At 66.7% G+C, this 21,417-nt stretch carries 20 protein-coding genes; 17 read left to right on the forward strand and 3 right to left on the reverse strand.

What is annotated here, in order from left to right; genetic code table 11:
* Positions 1-8: 8 nt before the first annotated feature.
* Genes AC5QAB_RS16355 through AC5QAB_RS16365 form a run of 3 tightly spaced genes read left to right on the forward strand, consistent with a single transcriptional unit; the run spans position 9 to position 3,746 of the window.
* Entirely contained in the window at positions 9-998 is a 990-nt protein-coding gene (locus tag AC5QAB_RS16355) for a YheT family hydrolase (RefSeq protein ID WP_049408361.1), read from the forward strand.
* Between the two features lie 56 nt (positions 999-1,054).
* A complete protein-coding gene (locus AC5QAB_RS16360) occupies positions 1,055-3,124 on the forward strand; it encodes a tetratricopeptide repeat protein (RefSeq protein WP_032961627.1) in 2,070 nt (689 codons plus the stop codon).
* Positions 3,125-3,134: 10 nt separating this feature from the next.
* Complete coding sequence (locus tag AC5QAB_RS16365) at positions 3,135-3,746, forward strand: YbhB/YbcL family Raf kinase inhibitor-like protein (protein ID WP_032961630.1); 612 nt, start codon at positions 3,135-3,137, stop codon at positions 3,744-3,746.
* A gap of 101 nt (positions 3,747-3,847) precedes the next feature.
* Here the strand turns inward: AC5QAB_RS16365 and AC5QAB_RS16370 are convergent, their stop codons facing one another.
* From AC5QAB_RS16370 to AC5QAB_RS16380, 3 genes are all read right to left on the reverse strand, one after another.
* On the reverse strand, positions 3,848-4,381 hold the full coding sequence (locus AC5QAB_RS16370) for an NADPH-dependent FMN reductase (RefSeq protein ID WP_495233499.1): 534 nt from the start codon (positions 4,379-4,381) through the stop codon (positions 3,848-3,850).
* Between the two features lie 79 nt (positions 4,382-4,460).
* Positions 4,461-5,288 carry an META and DUF4377 domain-containing protein gene (locus tag AC5QAB_RS16375; protein ID WP_049420290.1) on the reverse strand — a complete coding sequence of 276 codons (828 nt, stop codon included), beginning with the start codon at positions 5,286-5,288 and terminating at the stop codon, positions 4,461-4,463.
* 73 nt (positions 5,289-5,361) lie between these two features.
* Positions 5,362-6,156 (reverse strand): undecaprenyl-diphosphate phosphatase, encoded by a 795-nt coding sequence (locus AC5QAB_RS16380; RefSeq protein WP_014645490.1) that lies wholly within the window; start codon positions 6,154-6,156, stop codon positions 5,362-5,364.
* Positions 6,157-6,378: 222 nt separating this feature from the next.
* On the opposite strand from AC5QAB_RS16380, the gene glnA reads away from it, so the two are divergent.
* The 14 genes from glnA (at position 6,379) to AC5QAB_RS16450 (ending at position 20,997) form a co-directional block, all read left to right on the forward strand.
* On the forward strand, positions 6,379-7,788 hold the full coding sequence (gene glnA, locus AC5QAB_RS16385) for a type I glutamate--ammonia ligase (RefSeq protein WP_014645491.1): 1,410 nt from the start codon (positions 6,379-6,381) through the stop codon (positions 7,786-7,788).
* Between the two features lie 321 nt (positions 7,789-8,109).
* Positions 8,110-8,448 (forward strand): P-II family nitrogen regulator, encoded by a 339-nt coding sequence (locus AC5QAB_RS16390; protein ID WP_004134334.1) that lies wholly within the window; start codon positions 8,110-8,112, stop codon positions 8,446-8,448.
* Between the two features lie 22 nt (positions 8,449-8,470).
* Entirely contained in the window at positions 8,471-9,901 is a 1,431-nt protein-coding gene (amt, locus tag AC5QAB_RS16395; protein WP_053495709.1) for an ammonium transporter, read from the forward strand.
* Positions 9,902-10,163: 262 nt separating this feature from the next.
* Positions 10,164-10,670, forward strand: a complete 507-nt coding sequence (locus AC5QAB_RS16400; protein WP_146257712.1) for a hypothetical protein — start codon at positions 10,164-10,166, stop codon at positions 10,668-10,670.
* Between the two features lie 563 nt (positions 10,671-11,233).
* Entirely contained in the window at positions 11,234-11,611 is a 378-nt protein-coding gene (locus tag AC5QAB_RS16405) for a VENN motif pre-toxin domain-containing protein (protein ID WP_032959340.1), read from the forward strand.
* The gene (locus AC5QAB_RS16410; protein WP_197561620.1) at positions 11,608-12,096 is read left to right on the forward strand and encodes a hypothetical protein; all 489 of its coding nucleotides are present in this window, start codon (positions 11,608-11,610) and stop codon (positions 12,094-12,096) included. The genes AC5QAB_RS16405 and AC5QAB_RS16410 overlap by 4 nt, the downstream gene beginning before the upstream one ends.
* Positions 12,097-12,503: 407 nt before the next feature.
* On the forward strand, positions 12,504-13,250 hold the full coding sequence (locus AC5QAB_RS16415; protein ID WP_032959392.1) for an N-acetylmuramoyl-L-alanine amidase: 747 nt from the start codon (positions 12,504-12,506) through the stop codon (positions 13,248-13,250).
* A gap of 67 nt (positions 13,251-13,317) precedes the next feature.
* Positions 13,318-14,484, forward strand: a complete 1,167-nt coding sequence (gene mltA, locus AC5QAB_RS16420) for a murein transglycosylase A (protein ID WP_164109089.1) — start codon at positions 13,318-13,320, stop codon at positions 14,482-14,484.
* 108 nt (positions 14,485-14,592) lie between these two features.
* Entirely contained in the window at positions 14,593-14,907 is a 315-nt protein-coding gene (locus tag AC5QAB_RS16425) for a hypothetical protein (RefSeq protein WP_005411860.1), read from the forward strand.
* A gap of 104 nt (positions 14,908-15,011) precedes the next feature.
* Positions 15,012-17,057 carry a TonB-dependent receptor gene (locus AC5QAB_RS16430; protein WP_495233500.1) on the forward strand — a complete coding sequence of 682 codons (2,046 nt, stop codon included), beginning with the start codon at positions 15,012-15,014 and terminating at the stop codon, positions 17,055-17,057.
* 115 nt (positions 17,058-17,172) lie between these two features.
* Positions 17,173-18,234 carry a two-component system sensor histidine kinase NtrB gene (locus tag AC5QAB_RS16435; protein ID WP_032959394.1) on the forward strand — a complete coding sequence of 354 codons (1,062 nt, stop codon included), beginning with the start codon at positions 17,173-17,175 and terminating at the stop codon, positions 18,232-18,234.
* Positions 18,227-19,675 carry a nitrogen regulation protein NR(I) gene (ntrC, locus tag AC5QAB_RS16440; protein ID WP_197561622.1) on the forward strand — a complete coding sequence of 483 codons (1,449 nt, stop codon included), beginning with the start codon at positions 18,227-18,229 and terminating at the stop codon, positions 19,673-19,675. The genes AC5QAB_RS16435 and ntrC overlap by 8 nt, the downstream gene beginning before the upstream one ends.
* Before the next feature lie 93 nt (positions 19,676-19,768).
* Positions 19,769-20,338, forward strand: coding sequence for a superoxide dismutase family protein (locus tag AC5QAB_RS16445; RefSeq protein ID WP_032959349.1), 570 nt, complete (start codon positions 19,769-19,771; stop codon positions 20,336-20,338).
* A gap of 32 nt (positions 20,339-20,370) precedes the next feature.
* Positions 20,371-20,997: a superoxide dismutase family protein gene (locus AC5QAB_RS16450; protein ID WP_032959350.1), complete on the forward strand. Its 627-nt coding sequence runs from the start codon at positions 20,371-20,373 to the stop codon at positions 20,995-20,997.
* The last annotated feature ends 420 nt before the right edge of the window (positions 20,998-21,417 follow it).

Genomic DNA, 21,417 nt, shown 5'->3' on the forward strand with positions numbered 1-21,417 from the left:
CGCCGACGCTGCACGCGGCTGACTACCAGCCACCGCGCTGGCTGCGCAATCCGCACCTGCAGTCGATGCTCAGCTCCAGCCGCATGCGCCTGCAGCGCGGCCTGCTGCTGCTGGCCGCGACCGGCGCGATCAGCGAAGAACTGATCCTCGACGGCGGCGACGGCGTGCGCCTGCAGGGCTGGCACAGCCATGTCGAAGGTCGCGAACCCAAGGGCATGGCCCTGCTGCTGCACGGCTGGGAAGGCAGTGCCGAATCCAGCTACATGCGCATGGCGGCCGCGCGCATGCTCGAACAGGGCTTCGACGTGGTGCGGCTGAATTTCCGCGACCACGGCAATACCCATCACCTCAACCCCGGCATCTTCCACTCCAACCTGATCGACGAAGTGGTGCATGCCGCAGGCGATATCGCCCAGCGCTGGCCGCAGCTGCCGCTGGTGGCCGCCGGCTACTCGCTGGGCGGCAACTTCGTGCTGCGCCTGGCCCTGCGTGCGCCGGCGGCCGGCGTGCCGCTGCTGCGCGTCGCCTCGGTATGCCCGGTGCTGGACCCGGCGCTGACCATGGAGAGCATCGAGAACGGCCCGGCAATGTACGACTGGTACTTCCGCCGCAAGTGGGCCGGTTCGTTGCGGCGCAAGCGCGACCTGTTCCCCGAACTGAGCGACTGCGACGACCGCGTGCTGAAGCTGGACATCCGCGCGTTGACCGCCTGGCTGGTCGAGCGCCACACCAGTTTCGGCTCGTTGCAGGCCTATTTCGACGGCTACTCGATTGCCGGCGACCGCCTGTCCTCGCTGCAGGTGCCGGCCGACATCCTGATGGCGCAGGATGACCCGGTGATCCCGTACGCGACCTTCAGCGACTGGCAGCTGCCGCGCCAGGCGCACCTGGAAACCGCCTGCTGGGGCGGCCACTGTGGCTTCCTGGAAAACTGGCGCGGTGACGGCTTCTCCGAGCGCTGGGTGGCGCAGCGCCTGCAGCGCGTGCTGCAAGGCTGAACCGGCACGGGCGCGCAGGCCGCTACAATGCGGGTTTGCCCTTGAACCGGACCGCCATGCAAGACCAGATCATCCAAGCGTTGCGCCAGAACGAGGCCGACCAGGCCGTGCAGCTGGCCCAGGCGTGGACCCGTGATGAACCCGGCCAGGCCGAGGCCCACCGCTGGCTGGCGCTTGCGCTGCAGCAGCAGGGCAAGGCCGAGGACGCGATGGAGGCCCTGCAGCAGGCGCTGCAGCTGGCCCCGGACAATGCCCAGCTGCACCTGCAGCACGCCGGCCTGCTGCTGGCCCTGCGCCAGTTCGACGGCGCTGGCGAAGCACTGACGCGCACCACCGGGCTGGACCCGAACGCCTTCGCTGCCTACCTGATGCAGGCCCACCTGGCGATCGGCCGCAACGATTTCGATGAAGCGCAGCGCCTGTCCACCCTGGCCTCGCGTGTCGAACCGGACCACCCGGAACTGCTGACCATCGACGGCATGATCGCGCTGCGCCGCGATGATGCCGATCGGGCGCTGACGCTGCTGTCGGCTGCCAACCAGGCCCAGCCCAACGACATTCGCGTGCTCTACGCACTGGGCTTCGCCTACCTGGGCAAGAACATGCTGGCCTTCGCCGAGCAGGCGTTCCGCCGCGTGCTGGAACTGAACCCGACCATCGCCTCGCTGCATGGCCTGGTGGTGCAGCTGGCCATGCGCCAGGGCAACCTGGACGCTGCCGCCGAAGCGATGCAGATCGCGCTGCAGCAGCAGGGCCTGGATACGCCCTCGATGCGCCGCCTGGCCGGCGAACTGGCACTGCGCAGCGGCCAGCCGCTGCAGGCGCTGGAGCACCTGCTGCCGTTGCTGGAATCGCTGCCTGACGACCGCGACGTACTGCAGTTGCTGCTGATGTCCTGGCAGCGCCTGGGCCGCGAAGACGAGGCCCGCGCACGCCTGGATGCCGCCCTGGAGCAGCACCCGCAGCTGCACGACCTGTGGCTGGCACGCCTGGCGGTGGAAGAGGTCGGCAGTGCCACCGCCGCCGCCACGGTCGAGCGCTGGATGGACGCGATGCCGGGCCACCTGCCGGCGCTGGAAGCGCGCCTGCGCCTGCACGACATGGTGGGCGAACACGCCCAGGCCGAAGCGATCGCCGAGCGCATCGTCAACCTCGAACCGGGCCGCGTCAGCGGCGAAACCCGCCTGGTCGAAGGCCTGCTGCAGCGCGATCCGGCCGCCGCGGTCGCCCGCGTGCAGGCGCTGATCGACATGGCACCGGAAGGCCACCGCGCCGACCTGCGCACCTGGCTGGGTGAGATCCAGGATCGCGCCGGGCAGCACGAAGACGCGCTGCAGACCTGGCTGGCACTGCAGGCCGACCAGGCACCGCAGCGCCTGCCGCTGCCGCCGCAGGCCAAGGCGCCGCCGAGCTGGCCGGACAAGGGCGAGATCGACGGTGATGCCACTTCCGCGCCGATCTTCCTGTGGGGCGCGCCGGGTTCGGGCGTGGAGCGCGTGGCGACCGGCCTGGCCGCCGCCAGCCCGGTGCTGCGCAGCGACCGCTATACCTCCAACGCACCCGACGACGCGTTCCAGAACTACCACACGCTGCAGGACCTTGCCTCGGGCGTGCTGACCCCGGAGCGGCTGGTGCAGCGCTGGCGCGAACAGCTGCCGTCGCGCGGCGTGCAGGACGACGCGATCATCGACTGGCTGCTGTGGTGGGACAACGCGCTGCTGTGGGCGCTGCGCCCGCAGCTGCCGCAGGGCCGCCTGCTGGTGGTGCTGCGCGATCCGCGCGACATGCTGCTGGACTGGGTGGCCTACGGTGCCGCCGCACCGCTGGCAATGACCTCGCTGGCCGAAGCCAGCGAATGGCTGGCGCGCGCGCTGGCCCAGGTCGCCGCCCTGCACGAGGACGATCTGTACCCGCAGGTGCTGCTGCGCATCGACCAGATCGGCAACGATCCGCAGGCGATGGCCGAACTGCTGGGCCGCCTGTTCGAGCGGCCGATGCCGCCAGCCGCGCAACTGGGTGCGCCGCGCTTCCCGCCGGGCCACTGGCGCAACTACCGCGACGTGATGAGCGCCGCCTTCGCCAAGCTCACCCCGATCGCGGTGCGCCTGGGTTATCCGGAAGAGTGAGGACACGCCGATGCAACTGAGCAGCCACAGCCTGACCAACGGTGCACCGATCGACCGCGAATTCGCCGCCGGCGATGCCGCGGGCTTCGCACCGGACCGCAATCCGCACCTGGCCTGGAGCGATGTGCCGGAGGGCACCCGTTCGTTCCTGCTGGTGTGTGTCGATCCGGACGTGCCGACCGTGCCGGAGACGGTCGGCCGCACCGACATGAGCGTGCCGCGCGACCAGCCGCGCTGTGATTTCGTGCATTGGGTAATGGCCGACATTCCGGCCTCGGTGCGCGAGATCGCCGCAGGCAGCTGCAGCGACGGCTTCGTGGTGAAGGGCAAGTCCAAACCGGCCGGCCCGGCCGGCAGCCGCCAGGGCCTGAACGACTTCACCGGCTGGTTCGCAGGCAATCCGGACATGGCCGGTGACTACCTGGGCTATGACGGCCCATACCCGCCGTTCAACGACGAACGCCTGCACCATTACTTCTTCCGCGTGTTCGCGCTGGACGTGGCATCGCTGCAGCTGCCGGCACGCTTCACCGCCGCCGACGCCTACCGCGCCATGCACGGCCACGTGCTCGCCGAAGCGGCACTGCACGGCACCTACACGTTGAACCCGGCGCTGGGCTGAGAGCCCTTGTAGGGCCGGGGCATGCCCGGCTTTGCTTGCTGCAGAGTCGAGCCATGCTCGACTTTGCCTTGTAGAGCCGAGCCCATGCTCGGCTGCTTCTGCTACGCAATGGACCTGCAGTAAACAGCAAACCCTGCCAGGAACGCATCCGCTTCGGCGCGATGCACTTCCGACTGAAGCACCTCGAAGATCTCCTCCGGTTCCAGGCCCAGCACCGGTACACGCAGGAACAGCGTTGTACTGAACGCGGCACTGACCGTGGACAGCACCGCGCGAAGTGCCTGCAGCATGTACTCGCCACGATGGGACGCATGCACTAACGCAATGGGCCGACCGACGATCTGGTCGCCGGATACGAGCCAGTCGATCGCATTCTTCAATCCGCCGGGAATGCCACGCACGTATTCAGGGCTGCACACCAGCACACCGTCGCTGCGGGCGATGGCCGCCTTGAAGCGCGTCACGCTGCAGGGTTCATCGGTGCCTTCCAGATCGGGGGAGAACACCGGAAGTTCGCCGACCCCGGCGTAGACCTCGATCTCCATGCCGGGCGGCGCGATGGCTTTCAGGGCCACCAGCAGAGCGGTGTTGGTCGACTGCCGACGCGCGCTGCCGGATATGGCGAGAATCTTCATCGTGGCAAGGCTGGCACGTGGGGCTGCGTCGACGCTACAGAACGTAGAAGGGCGACCTCGTGGCCGCCCTTCTGTTTATTTACTTCTTCTCGATGGCCGACTCGACCACCATGTCCAGCACGTACGCCTGCGACGGCGCATCGGCCGGCGGGTTCTTCACTTCGTAGCGCTTCACGCGCACCACGTTGCGCACGCCGTCTTCGTGGGTGTAGCCCTCGATGGTGCCGTAGAAGTTCTCGAACTTGCCCGGCTCACCCTGCTTCAGGCCCTTGTCGTCGAACTTCACTTCGCGCACCTGCAGGCACTGGTAGTCCGGGATCAGCGGGTGCGAGCACTTCTGCGTCTTGGCGGCCACTTCCAGGAACACGGTTTCGCCGGCGCCGCCGTAGCGGGTTTCAGCGGTCGGCTCCGGGTTGAACACCAGCACGTCGCCCTTGGCGTTGGTCAGCGTCAGCTTGCCATCGGCATCCTGCTCGGCCTTCAGCTCGCCCTGCAGGCGGCTCGACACGGCTTCGTCCAGCGCCATCAGCGCCTTGTCGGTGCAGGCCATCATGGTCGAGGCCATCGCGCTGACCGTCAGCTTGCCGTCGGCCAAGGTGTAGCCGCCGCCCATGCGGTTGCAGGTGTTGCTGACCGACAGTCGGCCATCTGCGAAGTCCAGGGTGACCGGCTTGTCTTCGCGGGCGAACAGCGCGTCGATGCGCTTGCCGTCGGCGCCGGTGGCCTGCTGCAGCAGCCAGTGCTGGCTCTGCAGGCGCTGCGCATCCAGGTGCGCCAGCGTCTGCTGGTCTGCTGCCTTGGCCGCGGCCGGGGCCACGTCGTCGCCGCCGGTGCCGGCCGGGGCCGGGGTCTGGCTGCAGGCGGCCATCAGGGCCAGCGGGAGGAGCAGGGTGAGCTTGCGGTTCATGGTGATTCTCCTTGGGGAACCGTGGGGGAAACGGGGTGGGGCCGGCAACGGGGTTACCGTACCCCGGCGCTGTTCAGCTGCCGGAGGGCAACCACAGCAGCAGCGCCGCGCCCAGTGCGATGCGGTAGATCGCGAAGGCGGTGAACCTGTGCGACTTGATGTAGCCCATCAGCCACTTCACTACGACGAAGCCGGTGATGGCCGCGGCAAGGAAGGCCACGCCCACGTCGGCCCAGTCCTCGCTGCCCAGCTGCCCGGCCTTGGCCATTTCCAGGAAGGTGTAGGCGCTGGCGGCGAACATGGTGGGAATGCCGACCAGGAACACGAACTCGGCGGCGGCGGCGCGGCGGCTCAGGCCCAGCAGCATGGCCAGGAAGATCGCCGAGGCCGAGCGCGAGGTGCCGGGGAACACGCCGGCCACGACCTGTGCCAGGCCCACGCCGATCGCCACCGTCCAGGTCACCTGGTCGCGGTCGGGCAGGCGCGCGGTGTAGGCCTCCACCAGCAGCATCCAGACACCACCGATGATCAATGCCCAGGCCACCGGGCTGACCGTCTCCGGCAGCGACCAGCCGGCCTTGCGCACCACCAGGCCGACCACGGCGGTGACCAGGAAGGCGGCGCCCAGCTTGAACACGTACTCACGGTTCTCGCGCTGGTTGAAGCCGGTGGCCAGCTGCAGCAGGCGCTGGCGGAACACCAGCACCACGGCCACGATCGCGCCGGCCTGGATGACGATGTTGAAGAAGTCCGAGCGGGCACCCAGCCAGTGCTGGGCGATGAGCAGGTGGCCGGTGCTGGAGATCGGCAGGAATTCGGTCAAGCCTTCGAGGATGCCCAGCAGCAGGGCGGAGAGCAGGTCGGACATGGACGGTGCGTGACGCGCGGCGGAAGGAAGAAGGTCGAGAGGATAGACGATCCCTGCCGCACCAAACGGGTGCGTCTGGTGGCAGGTGCACCCGTTTGGTGCGCACCGTTCTGCACCGCCACGGAGCGCCCTTTTTGAAATCAATGACTTGCGGCCAGCGAAAAGTTGGCACGGTCGTTGCTGTACCTCAGCAGGCATTCATCCCCATCCGAGGTCGTACCGATGTCCGTGGAAAACGTTGAGAAGCTGATCAAGGACAACCAGATCGAGTTCGTCGATCTGCGTTTCGTGGATATGCGTGGCGTCGAGCAGCACGTCACCTTCCCGGTCAGCATTGTCGAACCGTCGCTGTTCGAAGAAGGCAAGATGTTCGACGGCAGCTCGATCGCCGGCTGGAAGGGCATCAACGAATCGGACATGGTCCTGCTGCCCGACACCACCAGCGCCTACGTCGACCCGTTCTACGCAGATCCGACCATCGTGATCAGCTGCGACATCCTCGATCCGGCCACCATGCAGCCGTACGGCCGCTGCCCGCGCGGCATCGCCAAGCGCGCCGAGGCCTACCTGAAGTCCTCCGGCATCGCCGAAACCGCGTTCTTCGGCCCGGAGCCGGAGTTCTTCATCTTCGACTCGGTCCGTTTCGCCAATGAAATGGGCAACACCTTCTTCAAGGTCGATTCCGAAGAAGCCGCCTGGAACAGCGGCGCCAAGTACGACGGCGCCAACAGCGGCTACCGCCCGGGCGTGAAGGGCGGCTACTTCCCCGTGCCGCCGACCGACACCCTGCACGACCTGCGCGCCGAGATGTGCAAGACCCTGGAACAGGTCGGCATCGAAGTGGAAGTGCAGCACCACGAAGTGGCCACCGCCGGCCAGTGCGAGATCGGCACCAAGTTCAGCACCCTGGTGCAGAAGGCCGATGAACTGCTGCGCATGAAGTACGTGATCAAGAACGTCGCGCACCGCAACGGCAAGACCGTTACCTTCATGCCCAAGCCGATCGTGGGCGACAACGGCAGCGGCATGCACGTGCACCAGTCGCTGTCCAAGGGCGGCACCAACCTGTTCTCCGGTGACGGCTACGGTGGCCTGAGCCAGCTGGCGCTGTGGTACATCGGCGGCATCTTCAAGCACGCCAAGGCCATCAATGCCTTCGCCAACTCGGGCACCAACAGCTACAAGCGCCTGGTGCCGGGCTTCGAGGCGCCGGTGATGCTGGCCTACTCGGCCCGCAACCGTTCGGCGTCGTGCCGCATTCCGTGGGTGTCCAACCCGAAGGCGCGCCGCATCGAAATGCGCTTCCCGGACCCGATCCAGTCCGGCTACCTGACCTTCACCGCACTGATGATGGCCGGCCTGGACGGCATCAAGAACCAGATCGACCCGGGTGCACCGAGCGACAAGGACCTGTACGACCTGCCGCCGGAGGAAGAGAAGCTGATCCCGCAGGTCTGCTCCTCGCTGGACCAGGCGCTGGAAGCGCTGGACAAGGACCGCGAGTTCCTGAAGGCCGGCGGCGTGATGAGCGATGACTTCATCGACGGCTACATCGCGCTGAAGATGCAGGAAGTGACCAAGTTCCGCGCGGCCACCCACCCGCTGGAATACCAGCTGTACTACGCCAGCTGACCGGATGCGATGGCGGTGGGTTCCCCCTCCCACCCGCCGCCATCGCTTCCGTTTTCGCGGCTGGGGAGCCGCGGTCAGATCGGGGTCGGATCCCGTTCGTTTACGAATGGGCGCTGATCCCTATCCAGGGGCAAGAGAGAGACCGGATACGCGACCAGGGCCGCCCTCCCTCCCGCGTCGGTCGTGCAAGGAGAGAGGCACGGCCGTCCCGGCCCTGTACGTGTCCGGTGCAACAGCCACGGTCATCATCCTGATGACCCGTGGTTGCCTGATGCCAACGCGCGCTGGCGCGCTGGCCCCATCCACCCTCGGGACATGCGCATGAAACTGATCTCCGCCATCATCCGACCGTTCAAGCTCGACGAGGTCCGCGAGGCCCTGTCCGATGCAGGCGTGTCGGGCATCACCGTGACCGAAGTGAAAGGTTTCGGTCGCCAGAAGGGCCACACCGAGCTGTATCGCGGCGCCGAGTACGTCGTCGATTTCCTGCCCAAGATCAAGATCGAAACGGTGGTCACCGACGAGCGTGCCGACGCGGTGATCGAAGCGATCCAGTCGTCGGCAGGCACCGGCAAGATCGGTGACGGCAAGATTTTCGTCACCGCCGTCGAACAGGTCATCCGCATCCGCACCGGCGAAATCGGTGCCGACGCGCTGTAACCCCCTTCCGGAGATTCCCCCCATGAAGATGCGCCTTCTCACCGGGTGGCAAGCCCGGTTCCATCTGGTGTGCCTGTTGATGCTGCTCAGCGCACTGGCCGCCGGTGCCTGGCCGGGCAGCGCCCATGCCCAGGCCCAGGTATCGCCGTTGCCGAGCGAAAGCGTGGCGGTCGAGCCGCTGCACGATGCGGCCGCCACCGCCGCGGCGCCGGCCGTGGCCGAAGCGGCCGCCGCCTATGATCGTGGCGACGTCGCCTGGATGCTCACCTCGACCCTGCTGGTGCTGTTGATGGTGGTACCGGGCCTGGCCCTGTTCTACGGCGGCCTGGTGCGTTCGAAGAATGTGCTGTCGGTGCTCAGCCAGATCCTGGTGGTGTTCTCGCTGGTGCTGCTGCTGTGGGTGGCCTATGGCTACAGCGCGGTGTTCAGCGCCGGCAATCCGTTCTTCGGCTCGTTCACCGAATTCGCCTTCCTCAAGGGCTTCACCCCGGAGTCGGTGGGCAACACGCCGATCAAGGGCCTGCCGGACTATCTGTTCGTCGCGTTCCAGTCGACCTTTGCCGGCATCACCACCGCGCTGATCGTCGGTGCCTTCGCCGAGCGCATCAAGTTCCGCGCGGTGCTGCTGTTCTCGGCGCTGTGGTTCACCCTCAGCTACATCCCGATGGCACATATCGTCTGGGGTGGCGGCTACCTGGGTGAGCTGGGTGCCATCGACTTCGCCGGCGGTACCGTGGTCCACATCAACGCGGGCGTCGCCGGCCTGGTCGGCGCGTGGTTCGTCGGCAAGCGCCTGGGCTATGGCCAGACCGCGCTGAAGCCACACAATGTGCCGTTTACCTACATCGGCGCGATGCTGCTGTGGGTGGGCTGGTTCGGCTTCAACGCTGGCTCGGCAGCAGCGGCCGACACCGTGGCCTCGCTGGCCTTCCTCAACACCGTGCTGGCCACCGCTGCCGCCGTGCTTGGCTGGACGCTGGTGGAAGCGATCGGCAAGGGCAAGCCGTCGGCACTGGGCGCTGCGTCGGGTGCGGTGGCCGGGCTGGTCGGCATCACCCCGGCCTGTGGCACCGTCGGGCCGCTTGGCGCGATCGTGATCGGCTTCGTCGCTGGCGTGGTCTGCGTGTGGGGCGTGACCGGCCTGAAGCGCCTGCTGAAGGTGGACGACACCGCCGACGTGTTCGGTGTGCATGGTGTCGGCGGCATCGTCGGCGCGATCCTCACCGGCGTGTTCAGTGCGCAGTCGCTGGGCGGCACAAAGGCCGATCTGGATATCGCCCATCAGGTCTGGGTGCAGGTGGTCAGCGTCGGCCTGACCGTGGTGTGGTCGGCGGTGGTGACCGCGGTCATCCTGCTGGTGGTCAAGGTCGTGGTCGGCCTGCGCGTGACCGAAGAAGCAGAGCGCACCGGCCTGGATGTGACTTCGCACGGCGAGTCCGCCTACGAGGCCTGACGTGGCGGCGCACTGACGTGGTGGGTGCCGACCGTTGGTCGGCACTTCTACAGCTCTGGTGGGTGCCGAGCTTGCTCGGCACTGTTCCTGCTCTGGTGGGTGCCGACCGTTGGTCGGCACAGCGGGTAGCCCATCCACGCATGGCGTGGCTCTACCGTTCCTGCTCCAATGGCTGTCTGCAGGTGGGCGTGTACACGCCTCCAACGACCTCGATGGACTACAGAACGGAGTAGGCGTGATCCAGGCGACTTCCGCAGCAGTGATGGAAGACATCGAATGGTATGTCTACCTGCTGACCCTGGACGACTACAGTCCGCATGCGCTGGTGCGTAGTGTGGCCGGCGCAGGAGATCGAGAACACTGGAGCTTCGCTGTGGAGCTCACCTGTCGCTGCCTTTCCTCCGGTCTGTGGCGACTCTCCTACGGCCTGCCTCCGGAGCTGGGGCTTTCCAGCATCGATCGTCGATCCGAGCACCAGCAGTCTGATCAACATCACGGTGCCTGGAGCACATGCATTGGATCCGGGCTTTGTGATCCGACAGGTGCTTCCGGATGGATTCGGTGGATTCTCAGTCTCAACCAGAGGCTGGGGTACGGGTTCGCGTCCAATGTTCAACTCGAATTGGTGGGCCAAGTGTGGAGTTCCAATACGCGCGATACTGGTGGCGAAGTTGGCAAGTTGCGGTGGCCTTGGAGTACTTTTCCCTCAAGGCAGAAATGCATGAGCTACCGGGGCTCTGATGGAAAGATGGTGGAGATCTGCCAGTGAGTGAGCGTGAGTTGGGGGCAAAGATTGTGTCTGTGATTGCCAGCTCCGTGCTTGGAGCGGCTCTATTCATAGGCATTCCGCTGAGTTCTCGGATAGGCAGCTTTTCGCATGCTGCAATTTTCACATCGCTGGTTTGCGCCATAGCCGCTGTGTCGGGCCTCATCTTCGGTGTGCCCGGGGTTATGCTTGTGGACAAGTTTCTTCCGCGGTTCAAAGCTCGTTATGTTGTAGCTGCACCAATCTGTGCCTTGTTGGCGTGGCTCGCGTTCGAGGGTGCCTTCTCTCCTGGCGCTTGGATAAAGGTCTGGACCAGTCCTTCCTTTTGGTTTGGGTGGGCTCCCAGGCGCGCTGGCATCATGCTTTTCATCGGGTTGGCCGTGGGTGCCTTCTACATGTTGATCTGGCCGCGGATTGGACGAATGATGAAGGTCAACACGGCCTTGTGACTGAGGGCGATGGAATCGGGTGCCTGTGCGCAGCAAGGTGGCGGCGGCAAATAGCCAGGCATACAGCGGCGCGGGGAAGTAGGGGGCATCGATGAGTACAACCGTGCACTGAACGCAGTGACGACGGCGCTGGTGGGCGGTGTGGCGGGACAGGGCGCTGGCCAGGCCGCGTCCAATGCACTGGCGCCCTATGCCGCTCACTTCATCGGCAGCACGCTTGACCCGAACCACGGCAGCGACCCCAATGCGACTCTGCAACTGCTGTCGCATGCGGTGTTGGGTGCGCTGCTGGCGGAAGCCGATGGTGGCAGTGCGGGAACCGGAGCGGTGTCCGCGGCCGGCGGCGAGTTGGCAGCGAAGGTACTGACTAATACATTGACCGGCGGAGACCCCTCCAAGCTGAGCCCGGAGCAGAAAGAGATGGTGCTGGCGTTGTCGCAGGCAGTTGGCGCACTGGCGGGCGGGCTGTCGGAGCAAAAGAAGGTCACGAAATGAGTGCTAGTGATGTGAAAGATGCTGGAAGAATTTCCGTTCAGGCTGCATATGTATTGATGTGCGTGTTCCTTCAGAAGTATATGGAGAGGGGGGAGGGGCAGGACACTCTTGTTGATCTGTTATCTTCGGGAGGGTCATTTCTATGGGCGAATGGCTTGCCCAACGATCCGGCAATGTGGGATGACTGGTGTGATGCATTTGCAGAGGTTGTCACCGTGGGGAGTGCTCTTAATTCTGAATTTTGTAGCGCACAAATTAATTCGTCGGGCGAGTACTTGGCGTTGCTGGATGCGTTCTCGGTAATGATGGTATTCCTTGAGTCGATTTTTGACCGATCTGGTGAGGATCTTCCGCTGTTCGAAGTTGTTGTTCGCCTTATGTCGCCTCTAGGTGATTCCGGTTGTCTTGATGATTCCTCTGTCTGGGCTGGGTTCTGGGCGGTTGCTTGTTCAATGGAAGTTGGGGTTAAACGGCCGCCTCGATGAAGTTGCTCGGCTTGACGGTGTTGCCAGTCTGTATGTCACCGGTCGAAGCAGTGGTGACGCGCCAAGGTAGATTTCTTCGCAATGCGGGCGCGGAGGGATTGACCAGATCGGCCACTGGCGGGATCTGAGGGGCCGTTGATGAATCATTTTGTTCAAGTTGTTATGACGGTTGTTCCCTGGGTTCACGTGTCCACGGTGTTGGAATCGATTCGGCGGCATGGCTGGGTCCGTTTCGAGGATTGAAGGTAGGTGATGAGGAACTTGGGCGTTTGGCTATTCGAATTGGAGTTTGAGATTTGGGCATGAGGTGGGGGCGTTATTGAGTTTTTTGCATGACAGCTCCCCAGTTCTCCAGCGATCCGGACGAAGCGAAGAACCACGGCTGCAGTCATGGTTACAATCCGTCCATGATCAGCCCCCGCCTTCTGGCTTCCACACTGCTGGCCCTGGCCCTTTCGGCCTGCACCGCCACCGCGCCTGTGCAGCACAACCCGCTCGCCACCTGGGTCCCATCACCCAACCAGAACGCGCGCACCCCGGTCATCATCGTCATCCACCACACCGAGCAGAAATCGGTGCAGCAGAGCCTGCATACGTTGCGCACGGCCAACAGCGGTGGGCCGGTCAGTGCGCACTACCTGATCGGCGCCGATGGCCATCGTTACCAGCTGGTGGCTGATGAGCGCCGTGCCTGGCACGCCGGCGCCGGGCGCTGGGGCACCATCACCGATCTCAATTCGGCTTCGATCGGTATCGAGCTCGACAACGATGGCCGCAGCCCGTTCAGTGCGGCACAGATCGAATCGCTGATCGTGCTGCTGCGCGATCTCACCACGCGCCTGAACATCCCGCCGCGCCAGGTGATCGGCCATGCCGACCTGGCGCCGACGCGCAAGCAGGATCCGAGCCGCTTCTTCCCATGGCAGCAGTTGGCCGAGGCCGGCTTCGGCGTGTGGCCGCGCGCCGCCGACGGCGCGGCACCGGAAGGATTCGACGCGTGGAATGCGCTGGCCCGCTTCGGCTATCCGCTCGACAACCGCGACGCCACCGTCGCTGCGTTCCACCGCCGCTTCCGTGGCCGCGACGACCTGCCGAAGACGCTGGATGCCGAAGACGCGCGCATCCTGCACTCGCTGCTGCTGCAGACGCCGTGACCCCGCGCATGAACGCTCGGCCTCGCGCTGGGTTGCCGCCCAGCGGCCGGCCCGCCACCATGGCGGCATGATCGATTCCGCCACCTTCTTCAAGCGCAAGCACTGGACCCTGTTGGCAGCGGCGGTGCTCGCCGGTTGCGCCACCACGGCTCCGCGCACGGGTTCCGAAGCGCCCACGCCGACCTCGCCGCCGGCGGCCACCTACGCCAAGGTCGGCTGGAAAGCCCTGCCAGCGGTCTCGGACAGCGATCTGCAGGCCGGCTTCGTGGCTTGGCGCAGCAGCTGCGCCCGCCTGAAAAACGACGCTGTCTGGGCCAAGCCCTGCGCCACCGCCGCAGCGGTGTCAGACAAGGACCCGGCCGCGATCCGCCAGTTCCTGCAGCGCGACCTCGATGCCTATGCGCTGCGTGCCGGTGGCCATCAGGCCGACGGATTGATCACCGGCTACTACGAGCCGATCTACCCCGGCAGCCTGACCCGCACCGACAAGGCGACGGTGCCGGTGTACGGTACGCCGGATGATCTGGTGGTGGTGCAGCTGGACAGCCTCTACCCGGAACTGAAGGGCAAGCGCCTGCGTGGGCGCGTCGAAGGCAAGGTGCTCAAGCCCTATGACGACGCCGGTACCATCGCGGCCAAGGGCGCCAAGGCGCCGGTGCTGGCCTGGCTGACCGATCCGATGGACCTGCAGTTGCTGCAGATCCAGGGGTCCGGCCGCGTGCGCCTGGCCGATGGCAAGCAGGTACGGCTGGCCTATGCGGAACAGAACGGCCACCCCTACCGTGCCATCGGTCGTTGGCTGGTGGACCAGGGCCAGCTGAAGAAGGAAGACGTCACCATGGACGCGATCCGCGCCTGGGCCCGGGCCAATCCCGCGCGCGTGCCGGAACTGCTGCGCAGCAATCCCAGCTACGTGTTCTTCGTGCGCAATCCGGACAGCCCGGAAGGCCCCCGCGGTTCACTGAACGTGCCGCTCACCGCGGGCTACAGCGTGGCGGTGGACCGTACCGTGGTGCCGCTGGGCAGCCTGCTGTGGCTGTCGACCACGCGCCCCGATGGCACGCCCGTGGTACGCCCGGTGGCTGCGCAGGACACCGGCGGCGCCATCGCCGGCGAGGTGCGCGCCGACCTGTACTGGGGCAGTGGCGATGCCGCCGGCAAGCTGGCCGGCGACATGAAGCAGAAGGGCAACATCTGGATGCTGTGGCCGAAGGGCGTGCCCCTGCCGAACTGAACCAGCAGGGGGCGGATCCCTTTCCAAAGGAAAGGGCTCTGGCCCCGGATGCCTGATAATGGCGCCATTCCGAACTTTCCGGCCGCGCCTGCGGCCAGGACCCCTGCAATGACCTACGCAAAGCACAACGCAAAACCCGGCGCGAAATCCGCCGCAAAGAAGTACTACAAGCACTGGGCCGAATCGGGCCTGGGCAAGGGCAACGTGCTGATGGAAGCGCGCGGCGACAAGATCGTGCGGCAGGTGGAAATCTACGGCACCAAGATGGTCTGGGCCGACGAGCACGCCCACAGCGATGACCGTTTCCTGCTGGCCGACCAGCCGGTGTCGTTCCTGGATTTCGACGAGGACGACGAAATCTCCGCGCGTGAATTCGAAGCCGCCTGGAAGAAGGCACGGGAAGCCACCGGCTACCCGGTGTAATCCCCCCGGCTCCCGCCCTTGTAGCGCCGAGCCTTGCTCGACGCTGCAAAAAGCGGGCATGTGAAATGTTATATGATTACATTTCACCGTAACCGCCCCTTCCCATGAAGACTCCCACCCTTGTGGCCGCCCTGGCGGCCGCACCGTTCGCCCCTGAAGCTTTCGCACAGTCCGCCGATGCCGCGCTCACCCTCGGCAAGGTGCAGGTGCACCAGCACGGTGAAGGCCAGCTCAGTGCGCACCAGGTGCTGACTTCGGTGGACGTGCTGGGTGCAGACCAGATCGAAAACCGCAACGTTTCGCACAGCTGGGAACTGCTCGGGCAGATGCCCGGCATCCAGCTCACCGAAACCCGGCAGGGCGCCGAATCGGGCAAGATCAGCTTCCGCGCCTTCAACGGCGAGGGTTACCTCAATGCCATCAAGACGCTGATCGACGGCATCCCCAGCAACGTCAACAGCGGCAACCAGCGCTTCATCGACATGCTGTTCCCGCTGGACATCAGCTACATCGAAGTGGTGCGTGGTACCAACGATCCGCGCTATGGCCTGCACAACATCGGCGGCAACGTGAACTTCGGTACGCGCCAGGGCGGCAGCTACACCGATGCGCGCCTGGCCTACGGCAGCTACAACACCCGTGATGCGCAGCTGGCGATTGGCCGCGAAGCCAATGGCTTCGCGCAGAACTACTTTGTCGGCACCCAGGCCAGCGATGGTTATCGCGACCACGACACCTCCAGGAAGTACTCGCTGGGCGGCAAGTGGTTCTTCGGCACGCTGGACGAAGGGCTGCGCGTGGGCCTGACCGCGCGCACCTACCACCATGAAGCCGACGAACCCGGCTTCATGACCGCCGAGGAACTGCGCACGCACCGCCGTGGCAGCGAGCTGCGCAACGGCAACGATGGCGATGACCGCGACATGCGCCAGATCGCCGCGCACGTCGACCTGAAGCTGTCCGACGCACTCACCTTCGGCACGCGGCTCTACTACAACCGCTATGAAGACGACCGCCGCGTGACCTTCAGCGACCTGCCCACCGGCAACCTGCCGCGTCAGCGCCGCGTGTGGGATGAACGCCAGACTGGCCTGCTCAGCACGCTGACCTGGCAGGCCAGCCCCGCGCTTACCGTCGAAGGCGGCTTGAACTACGAGCAGCAGGACAACGGCTATATCCGCGAGCGCTATGCCTACGCCGAACCGACCGACTACAGCCAGCCGCCGGCGCGCGTGCAGAACGACGACCGCCACAGCTTCGACAACTGGGGCGCCTACGTGCAGGCCATCTACCAGCCCGTCGAGGCCTGGAAGATCGTGCCGGCCTATCGTATCGATCGCTTCAGTGGCAGCACGCACCTGATGAACGGCATCACCGCCCGGCTGCAGGATTACGGCAGCATCGGCCAGCCCAAGCTGAGCATCATCCACAGCCTGGGCCAGACCACCCACGTCTACGCCAACTGGGGCCGCACTTTCCAGGTGCTGACCGGGTCCACCGCACCGGCCTACCTCACCCCGGGGCAGGCGCCGATGCAGCCGTCCACCAATACGGGCATGGAGCTGGGCCTGAAGTTCCAGCCGTTCCAGGGCGCCCAGGCGCGCCTGGCGGTGTGGCAGCAGGACGCGGAAAACGAGGTATCCAACATGCCGGCCACCGGCACGACGGTCACCCTGGGCAAGACCCGCCGGCGCGGCGTGGATGCGCAGCTGAGCCTGCAGCTGGGCGACGACTGGACGGTATGGGCGTCGCACGCCTACCAGGAAGCGAAGATCACCCGCGACGACCGCGATGCCGGCATTTCCCTGCAGGGCCGGGAAGTGGCCGCCACCCCGCGCCACATCAGCAATCTGGGTGTGGACTACCGCGCCAGCGACGCGCTGCGCCTCGGCCTGCAGGCACGCGCGCAGGGCGACTACTACCTTGAGGAGCGCAACGTGGCCGGCAAGTTCGGTGGCTTCGCCGTGCTCGACCTCAGTGCTGCCTATCAGCTCACCCCGCATTTCAGCGTGGACCTGCAACTGAAGAACGTCACCGGCCGCCAGTACGCCTACGCCTGGTACGACAGCTTCTTCTGGGACAGCTCCCGCCCGATGTTCTCGCCGGCGCCGGGCCGCAGCGTATTCGTCGGCCTCAACATGAAGCTGTAGCCGGCCACGCATCGGGTAGTGGTCGAGCTTGCTCGACCTGCAGCAGGGGTCAGATCCCTTTCCGCCAGGAAAGGGCTCTGACCCCGAACCCCGCGTTTTGCACTACATTGGTGCAATGTCCGACCCCGCACCCCCGCCGTCCCTTGATGCCCTGGGCACGCCGCTGGCCTGGGCCGGGGCCGATGGCTGCATTGCCGGCTGCAATCCGGCCTTCGCCCGCTGGCTGGGCGTCAGCGTCCGGCGCCTGCTGGGTCGGCCATTGGCCGCACTGGAAGTGCAGGGCGAGGCACTGGCCCATTTCCTGGCCCGCGATGAGCGCGACAGCCTGCGCCTGAACCGGTTGGCGCTGGCGGTGCCCGGCGAGGCGCCGCGCTTCGCCGAGGGCTGGATGAGCCGCCGCGACGATGGTGGCTGGCTGCTGGAGGCGCATCCGGTCGATGAATTCCCCGGGCTCGACCCGACCCAGGCGTTGCCCAGCGCGCTCAGCGCGGCGCTGAAGGGGCTGGCCCACGAGCTGCGCAACCCGCTGGCCGGGCTGAAGGGCGCGGCCCAGCTGCTGGCCCGCCGCGCGGCCCAGCGCGATGCCAGCGAACGCGAACTGATCGAACTGATCGGCTCGGAGATCGAGCGCCTCAACGGCCTTCTCGACCAGCTGCTGTCGCCGGCCCCGGCTGCGCCGCATGCGGAACTGAACATCCATGCCGCGCTCGAGCGCGTGCTGCGCCTGGCCGAGAACGAGGCCGGCTGGGCGGTGCGCCTGCAGCGCGACTACGACCCCAGCATTCCCGAATTCCACGGCGACGCCGACCGCCTCACGCAGGCGGTGTGGAACCTGGTGCGCAACGCGATCCAGGCCGGCGCCGGCAGCATCACCCTGCGTACCCGCGTGGAGCATGGCGTGCGCATCGCCGAGCAGTTGCACACGTTGGCCTTGCGCCTGGAAATCGCCGACGACGGCCGTGGCGTGCCCGAGGAGCTGGCCGAACACCTGTTCCTGCCGCTGGTCAGTGGCCGTGCCGAAGGCACCGGGCTGGGCCTGGCACTGGCCCAGCAGGTCGCGCGCGAGCATCGCGGCACGCTCACCTACCGCTCGCGTCCGGGCCATACCGTGTTCACCCTGCTGTTGCCGATCGGCAACGGCGCCGCTCCTGCCGAGGAGGCCCCGCGCGATGTCTGAGTCCCCCACCACCGCACAGCGCATCTGGGTGGTCGACGATGATCGTGCGGTGCGCTTCGTACTGTGCACCGCGCTGCGCGAGGCGGGGTACCAGGTCGTCGATTTCGACAGTGCCGCTCCCGCCCTGCAGGCGTTGAGCGCGGGCCCGCCACCGGCGCTGCTGTTCACCGATGTGCGCATGCCTGGCGACGATGGCCTGGTGCTGCTGGACAAGCTCAAGGCCGCGTTGCCGCAGCTGCCGGTGGTGGTCATGTCGGCCTACACCGATGTCGCCAGCACCGCCGGTGCGTTCCGCGGGGGCGCGCATGAATTCCTGTCCAAGCCGTTCGACCTGGACGATGCCGTGGCGCTGGCGCAGCGTGTGCTGCCGGCCGTGGCGCCCGCGCTGGCCGCCCCCAGCCCCGCCGCCGAAACGCCCAGCGACCAGCCGCCGCAACTGGTGGGCGATACCCCGCCGATGCGTGCGCTGTTCCGCGCCATCGGTCGCCTGGCGCAGGCACCGCTGGCGGTGCTGATCACCGGCGAGACCGGCACCGGCAAGGAGCTGGTGGCCAATGCGCTGCACCGCGAATCGCCGCGTGCGCAGGGCCCGTTCGTCGCGCTCAATACCGCCGCGATCCCTGCCGAACTGCTGGAGAGCGAGTTGTTCGGCCACGAAGCTGGCGCCTTCACCGGTGCGCAACGCCGCCATGTCGGCCGCTTCGAGCAGGCCAACGGCGGCACGCTGTTCCTGGATGAGATCGGCGACATGCCGTTGCCGCTGCAGACCCGCCTGCTGCGTGTGCTGGCGCAGGGTGAGTTCTTCCGCGTCGGTGGCCGCGAGCTGATCCGCGTCGATGTGCGCGTGGTGGCCGCCACCCACCAGGATCTGGAAGGCCTGGTCGCGCAGGGCAAGTTCCGCGCCGATCTGCTGCATCGCCTGGACGTGGTGCGCCTGCAGTTGCCGCCGCTGCGTGAGCGCCGCGAAGACATCGCGCAACTGGCCAGCACGTTCCTGGCCGCCGCCGCACGCAGGCTGGATACGCCGCCGAAGCGCCTCACCGCCGCGGCCCTGCAGGCGCTGCGCGAACACGACTGGCCGGGCAACGTGCGCGAACTGGAGAACGTGTGCTGGCGGATGGCCGCGCTGGCCGCCGCCGACACCATCGGCGTGGCCGATGTCGATACCGCGCTGAACCGCGCGCGCGGCCGCCGCAACAGCGCCAGCGCAGCCGATCCGGGCCAATGGGAAGCGCTGCTGGCCGAATGGGCGCGCCGTCAGCTGGCCGAAGGCGTGGAAGGGCTGCACGCGCAGGTGCGCGAGCGGGTCGACCATGCCCTGCTGGAGGCAGCGCTGCAGATCACCCACGGTCGCCGCGCCGAAGCCGCTGCCCGCCTCGGCCTCGGCCGCAATACCCTTACCCGCAAGCTGGGCGCCGGGCGCCGTCGCGGGGGCCATTGAACGGTCCCTGCACGCGATCCTCGCGCCCGCTTGCCGAACCGTTGATCGTTCATGGACGATGCAATGCTTAGTGTCACCTGCAAGGAGTCTTCGATGCGTCTGTCCTTTGCCATCCTGCCGTTGTCCGCCGCCGTGCTGCTGTCTGCCTGTGGCAGCGCGCCGAAGAAGGCCGAGCCCACCCCGCCGCCGCCCACCGTGGTCAGCGCAGCGAAGCAGGGCGAGGCCAATCTGTCGCCGGCCTCGGCCAGCATCGTCAGTGGCCGCATCGCACTGATGGTGGAGCCCGGCGGTATCCACATCACCGGCCTGATCGGTGGCCTGCAGCCGTTGCAGCAGGCCGGTTTCCACATCCACGAGCGTGGCGACTGCAGCGCGGTGGATGCCAGCAGCGCCGGCAACCACTTCAATCCCGGTGGCGCCGCGCATGGCCGCGCCGGCACCGGCAAGCACCACCTGGGCGACATGGACAACCTGCGTGCCGATGCCCAGGGCCGCGCCAACGTCGATATCCACCTCAAGGGCGTTACCCTTGGCGGAGGCGCCGCCACCGATATCGCCGGACGTGCACTGGTCGTGCATGCCAACGCCGACGACTATCGCAGCCAGCCCGCCGGCAATGCCGGCGTCCGCATCGCCTGTGGCGTGATCCGGGTCGTCCGCTGATCACTGCAGGCAACATCCAGGGAGAGATTCCAATGCGTCTGATCCACACTTCGCTGTTTGCGGCCATCGCCGCGCTGGGCCTGGCGGCCTGCGGCCAGCAGCCGGCCGCTCCGCAGACGGAAACCCCGCCGGCCGCCCCGGCCGAGGGCGCCACCAGCGAACCGGCCGCAACGCCAGCCCCGGCGGCTGCACCGGCTGCCGATGCCTCGGCCACCGCCGAACTGGCACCGACCCAGGGCAACGAAACCAAGGGCAGCGTCACCTTCAAGGTGGTCGACGGCAAGGTCCACGTGACCGGCCAGATCACTGGCCTGAAGCCGGGCAGCGAGCACGGCTTCCACATCCACGAGAAGGGCGACTGCAGCGCGCCGGACGGCATGAGCGCCGGCGGCCACTTCAACCCGGGCAAGCAGGATCACGGCAACGTCGCCACCGATCCGCACCACGGCGGTGACATGCCCAACATCAAGGCCGACGACAAGGGCGTGGCCACCATCGACGGCCCGGTGTCGAGCAATGTCAACATCGGCAAGGGTGATGACTTCGACATCATCGGCCGCGGCCTGATCGTCCACGCCGATGCAGACGACTACAAGACCCAGCCGACCGGCAACGCCGGCGCACGCCTGGCGTGTGCGGTGATCCAGAAGGCCCCGTAAGTATCAAGGAACGCCGGCGCAAGCCGGCGTTCTTCATTATCGGTAGTGCCGGCCGCTGGCCGGCAATCGCAGATCCGGACGTTGCCGGCCAGCGGCCGGCACTACCCGTCTTCAGCGCGCCAGCAGCTCGCGCGCGTCCTGCCCGGCCTCGCAGTGCACGAACAGCACTGCGCCACTTCTGCTGAAAACGGGAAACACCGGCGCAAGCCGGCGTTCTTCTTTATCGGTAGTGCCGGCCGCTGGCCGGCAATCGCAGATCCGGACGTTGCCGGCCAGCGCCCGGCACTACCCGTCTTCAGCGCGCCAGCAGCTCGCGCGCGTCCTGGCCGGCCTCGCAGTGCACGAACAGCACCGGCACGCCGTGCGCTTCCAGCACCGCGGCCATCTGCCGCTGGCGCATCAGGAACTGCTCGTAGATGC

The organism is Stenotrophomonas sp. YJH_SMC_127 (assembly GCF_059372445.1).